Annotated in this window: 5 protein-coding genes; 1 reads left to right on the top strand and 4 read right to left on the bottom strand. The window is 51.1% G+C overall.

What is annotated here, in order from left to right:
- Positions 1 to 130: 130 nt before the first annotated feature.
- Positions 131 to 1,327, top strand: coding sequence for a dual-specificity RNA methyltransferase RlmN (rlmN, locus tag H6F80_RS01815; protein WP_190789911.1), 1,197 nt, complete (start codon positions 131 to 133; stop codon positions 1,325 to 1,327).
- Positions 1,328 to 1,833: 506 nt separating this feature from the next.
- Here the strand turns inward: rlmN and H6F80_RS01810 are convergent.
- The 4 genes from H6F80_RS01810 to H6F80_RS01795 all read right to left on the bottom strand — a co-directional run.
- Entirely contained in the window at positions 1,834 to 2,874 is a 1,041-nt protein-coding gene (locus H6F80_RS01810) for an RsmB/NOP family class I SAM-dependent RNA methyltransferase (protein WP_190789910.1), read from the bottom strand.
- Between the two features lie 36 nt (positions 2,875 to 2,910).
- Complete coding sequence (mnmH, locus tag H6F80_RS01805) at positions 2,911 to 4,047, bottom strand: tRNA 2-selenouridine(34) synthase MnmH (RefSeq protein ID WP_242067114.1); 1,137 nt, start codon at positions 4,045 to 4,047, stop codon at positions 2,911 to 2,913.
- Between the two features lie 90 nt (positions 4,048 to 4,137).
- Positions 4,138 to 4,782, bottom strand: a complete 645-nt coding sequence (locus H6F80_RS01800; RefSeq protein ID WP_190789909.1) for a hypothetical protein — start codon at positions 4,780 to 4,782, stop codon at positions 4,138 to 4,140.
- 197 nt (positions 4,783 to 4,979) lie between these two features.
- A partial coding sequence (locus tag H6F80_RS01795; RefSeq protein WP_206755021.1) for a hypothetical protein occupies positions 4,980 to 5,175 on the bottom strand: 196 nt, incomplete at its 5' end.

The raw sequence follows: 5,175 nt of genomic DNA, 5'->3' as shown, positions 1-5,175 counted from the left end.
GAATTGGGGAATTGAGGGGCAACGCAGGACTCTAAGACTCCTCAAACATCCTCCAGGAGAAATTCGGGCAAAAAGTCGAGTCTCAGGGAATCTCGTATCATGGAAAGAGTGACCTCCTGTGCGAATTCCTATGTCTGCTGTAACGCCGCTTGATGCTGATTCGATCGATTCTCCCCAAGGGAAAGCTGTAACCAAGCGCACAGGGGAAGCTGCAATCGATAGCCTCGCTGTTCCCCAAAGGGATGATAATCACCCGACCTCAACTCGCCCTTTATTAGGAATGACTCAGGCGGAACTCACAGAATGGGTTCAGCAGCAGGGTCAGCCCGCCTATCGTGGCAAGCAGCTTTATCAGTGGATTTATCAGCAAGGGGCACGATCGCTTGCGGACATCTCGGTGTTTCCCAAGCAGTGGCGAGCGACAGTTGTGGATGGGGCGATCGGGCGGTCAACGGTTCACTATCGATCGGAAGCGGCAGACGGCACGGTGAAATATTTGCTGCGGCTAGCAGACGGGCACATCATCGAAACGGTGGGAATGCCCACGTACAAATACACGGACTTACCTGGAAATTCGGCAGTGCGACGCGGCGCCAGTGAGCGGCTGACCGTGTGTGTCTCTTCTCAGGTGGGCTGTCCGATGGCGTGTGACTTTTGCGCGACCGGAAAAGGCGGACTGCTTCGCAACTTAGAAACACACGAAATTATCGATCAGGTGTTGACTGTGCAGGAAGACCTAGGGCAGCGCGTCAGCCATATTGTGTTTATGGGCATGGGCGAACCGCTGCTGAACATGAACAACGTGCTGGCTGCCATTCGATCGCTTAATCAAGACGTAGGCATCGGGCAGCGCAACATAACCGTTTCCACCGTTGGCATTCCCGGACGCATTCGTCGCTTTGCCGAACATCAGCTTCAGGTAACGCTGGCAGTAAGCCTCCATGCTTCTAATCAAGCAACGCGAGAAAGACTCATCCCCAGTGCCCGTGCTTACCCGCTTCAGGCATTACTGGACGAATGCCGCGAATATGTCAGCCTCACGGGGCGGCGCGTCTCGTTTGAATATATTCTACTGGCAGGACTGAATGACGGTCAGCAGCAGGCGATCGAGCTGGCCCACCATCTGCGTGGCTTCCAGAGCCATGTGAACCTGATTCCCTATAACCCGATTAGCGAAGCAGACTACCAGCGTCCCAGCGAACAGCGCATTCAGGCATTTGTTAAAGCCTTGCAGGACAAACACATCGCCGTCAGCATTCGCTATTCCAGAGGCTTAGATACCGATGCCGCCTGCGGTCAACTTCGTGCTTCCAAGGCAACGCTGTAGAAACCAGGGCAACGATCGCCACTACCCAAAGCGCTTGTGCGGCTACTGATTCACCTACTGATCCATCAGCAACCGCAGAAAACAAGTAGAGCAAAAATTTATAAGGAATTGAAGTCTAGTCAGGCATGATGGAAACAAAGAATATCTAGCTAACGAATTTATTTTTAAAAGCAACTCACAAACAAAATTGACCTATTCAGGAACGATCGTTCAATCTTTTCAAGGTTAAACGTGTGAATAATAAGTTTGAAGGAAAGGCTCAACGATCGCAAATCGTTTTGCAAGAACCAAACTTTATTGGATCCTGAATTGATCCTGAAATCGATCGATGAAGAAATCTTGAGAATAAGCAAAATCTTGAGAATAAACATAAGAGAAAAACAAATCTCGACCAGGAGGTAGAAAACTTGCTGACAACAGCACGCCCGGCGTAAACTTTGCTTGTACTGTTGCTCATGGACTCACTGAACCATGCAGGATATCTCAAAGGAAGATAATGCAGCGGTTTAAGAGCGCGATGTAGAAATCAATCTCGGACGCTGTAGAAATTCCTTGAGCCGCTGTGCGGCAGCTTCCTCGATCGCGTTATTGTCAGCAGACTCCCTATCAATAGCCTCCCCGTTAATCGTAAAGCCAGCCGTATTTTGAAACAGGGCACTGAAGGCGCCTGCACCCAGCCCCAACTGAGGAAACATTCGATAGCAGGGAAACTGCGCCAGATGCGATCGATAAGCTGACAGGGCATCAACGGCGATTGGTTGAAACTGCGAAAACTTTTCTAAAAACCATTCACAAACCTGTTCATTTTCTTCTGGAGAATAGGCGCAGGTCATATAAAGCAAATATCCGCCGGGAGCAACCACCCGCGCTGAATTGGCAATAATTCGCTTTTGTCGATTTGCATTTTTGTTGATGCTGACCGGATGAAAGCAGCCCGGAGCCTTGCCGCCTTTTGCTAGCAACGATTGTCCAGTACAGGGCGCATCCACGAGCACCACCTCTGCCGTTTGCGGAATTGCCTCTGCCAGCACTTCAGGGTCTAAATTTGACACAACAGCAGGTTCAATCTGACACCGCTTCAGGTTCGACAGCAGGGCACCAATTCGCTTGCCGATCACTTCATTGGACAGCAGATAATCCGGTTGCAGAGCAGCCCAAGCAAAAATACTTTTTCCGCCGGGAGAAGCACACATATCGACCACGAGGCGAACAGGAGCATTAATTACCCCCCCCTGGGAACTGCTTCGTATCGCCAGCAGCGGTGTGGCCGCAAACACTGAAGAAAAATCCAGACAGTAAAAATAGCCCGCTTTATGCAGCGAATGCTGTCCTGGTCTTTCTCCAAGCGTCAATCGATCGACAAAGGCTGCCTGCCAGAGAAGAGCAGGTTCGACGGCAAAGGGAAATGGCTCAGGACGAGGCTTTGTCCAGAGAATACAGGGCGAAAACGATCGCGGCTGAGTCAGCGCATGGATAAACTGCTGCTGTTGTTCGGCATCCGTCCAGAGTTTCTGGCTAAATTTAATCAGTAACTTAGAAGCTTCCATTTCACTTTTCGACTTCACCTTTCGATCGCTTTCGCGCTAAACATTAGCTTTCACTTTTGCACTAAGCATTGGCTCTGATTTCGCTTGCAGTTGCTGAACCGCGACCAACAGCTTTGCAGCACTTTCTTCGGCGGACAGCCCTGCAACGTCAGTCGGATGAATCACCACATCTCGCCGCTGCAGATCGTAGGTGTAGGTCTTGTCGTAGTATTCCAGGACAATGCTCACGCCTTCACTGATTTGTCCCTGACGAATAAAATCTACTGCCTGCTGAGTTCGCAGCCCACCCAACCGTTTGCGGATGCGCTCTGTTGCAGTTACGACTGCTTCGCGATCGGCTGAGCCATACACATTCGCTAGCAATGCCAATCGCTCCGATCGAGGACGAACAACTTCCAATACCTCAGCCTGATCCATCTGCTGAAACAAAGGCTCCGGAATGCAGCAGGTTCCAATTCGCTTGCTTTCTGCCTCGATCCAGATTGGGGAATCGGCCTGAAACTTTGCCCACTGCACGGCAGCCTCGTTTTCAAACTGCTCGTTTGTCGGTTGAGGAGGTAGCCCCAGCGAGCCATAGCTGCTGCCGCGATGACTGGCGATCGCCTCTAGATCAAGCACCTGAGCGCCTTGATTTTTCAGAGCCAGCAAAATGTCGGTTTTTCCAGTTCCAGTCATGCCGCCCAGAATCACGATCGGTTTAGGCTGCTCAAACGTTTTTAACGCCCAATTGCGAAATGCTTTGTAGCCGCCATGCAGGGTCGCAACCTCAAAACCCCCCATTTTGAGCACCCAGGCAACCGATCCACTTCGCATTCCACCCCGCCAGCAGTGAACTCGCACTCGGCGATCAGGGGCAAGCTGTTTGGCAGTCGCAAGAAACTGAGCGGATTTCGGTCCAACCAACTGAAAGCCTAGCTCAACGGCAGCGTCACGTCCCTCATGCTTATAGCAAGTCCCAACCTGCGCCCGTTCCTGGTCGGTAAACAGAGGAAAGCTAATTGCCCCAGGAATATGACCCTGTCTGTACTCGGCTGGACTCCGAACATCCAGCATTACCCCAGGGTGTGCTAAAAAATCGATCGCGTTTAAGCCTTGCATCAAAAGCCAAACCAGAACTCGAAGCGTGCATTTTCCAGTGTAGCGAGTTTGACTCAGCGGTCGAAAATGGGGCAATAAAAAACTCAGTAGCTGCCATATCTGCAAGACTACTGAGCCATCGACAGGATAAGTGAGAAAATGAAATGCCTTGAGGCTTAGCTGCCGTTAGTCGATAAAGCCCATCAGGGTTTCGCTATCGTCGATTTCATTTGAAGCGATCGGACGACCACCGGGCAGAAGGGTTGCAGCCAGCAGATCCGGGTTACTTGCCATGACCGGGCGACCGCCGGGCAGCGTCAGGTCATCACATACCACCATATCGCTAGCGAAAATAGGACGATTGCCTGGAAGAGCATATTCCATCACTTGCAGATGGCTTGCCATGATCGGACGACCGTTCAGAATCGTGCTAAAAACATCCATGTGGCTTGCAGCGATCGGGCGAACCCCTGCAGCAGTGAACTCTTCTACAACCTCGATCGCACCATGTATAATCGGACGATCGCCCAGGTAGCCCGTAAACCCTTGCAGATCTCCCTTAGAGTCCTCGGTTCGCACTGCCAGCTTTGAATCCCCACCATTGGTTTCCGGTTTCTTCGCCAGATCCAGCTTGCCTGCTTTTGACTCAGTCACTTCGCCGTTGCCCGCGCTCTTCTCTGCCATCGTTTCCTCCTGTACCAGTGCTTTATCTGATGGGTTACTTGGTGCGTTACTTGGTGCATTATCTGACGGATTTACCACCGCCGTTGCCTTTGCTCTGCTTCTGCGGCTTCTTCCCCCGGTCGAACCCCCCGCTGAACTTGTGCCCATTGCCTACACTCCAACCTGCGCTAAATCAGTTTGCTGAAGCTCAATCAACTAGCTTCAAGTCAACTAGTTTAAAGGGATGATGCCGATCGTGAATAAAACGATATATAAGTGCAACTTAGGCTACATTATAGGCGGAAACCATCCCTTTTCCATCGGCAGAATTTTGGCAGAACGATAGGGATTGCTAAAGCGTCCGATTACTTTTCGTTTAGACACTCGCTGAAAAGCGGACGGCGATCGTCAGCATATTGCCAGTGCATGATCAGCACCGTGTCAATAGACTTGTCGGGAAATAAGCAAGAATAGAAGGCAGAAATGGGATAAGCAAATGCTGGATATTGAACGGGTGCTGACACAAGACCGCTTGCTGCGCGCTTTAACTGGCTTGAATCG

It is taken from the genome of Leptolyngbya sp. FACHB-711 (assembly GCF_014695615.1).
In the GTDB taxonomy this organism is placed as follows: Bacteria; Cyanobacteriota; Cyanobacteriia; order Elainellales; family Elainellaceae; genus Leptolyngbya_A.
This window is presented reverse-complemented; position numbering and strand designations above follow the sequence as displayed.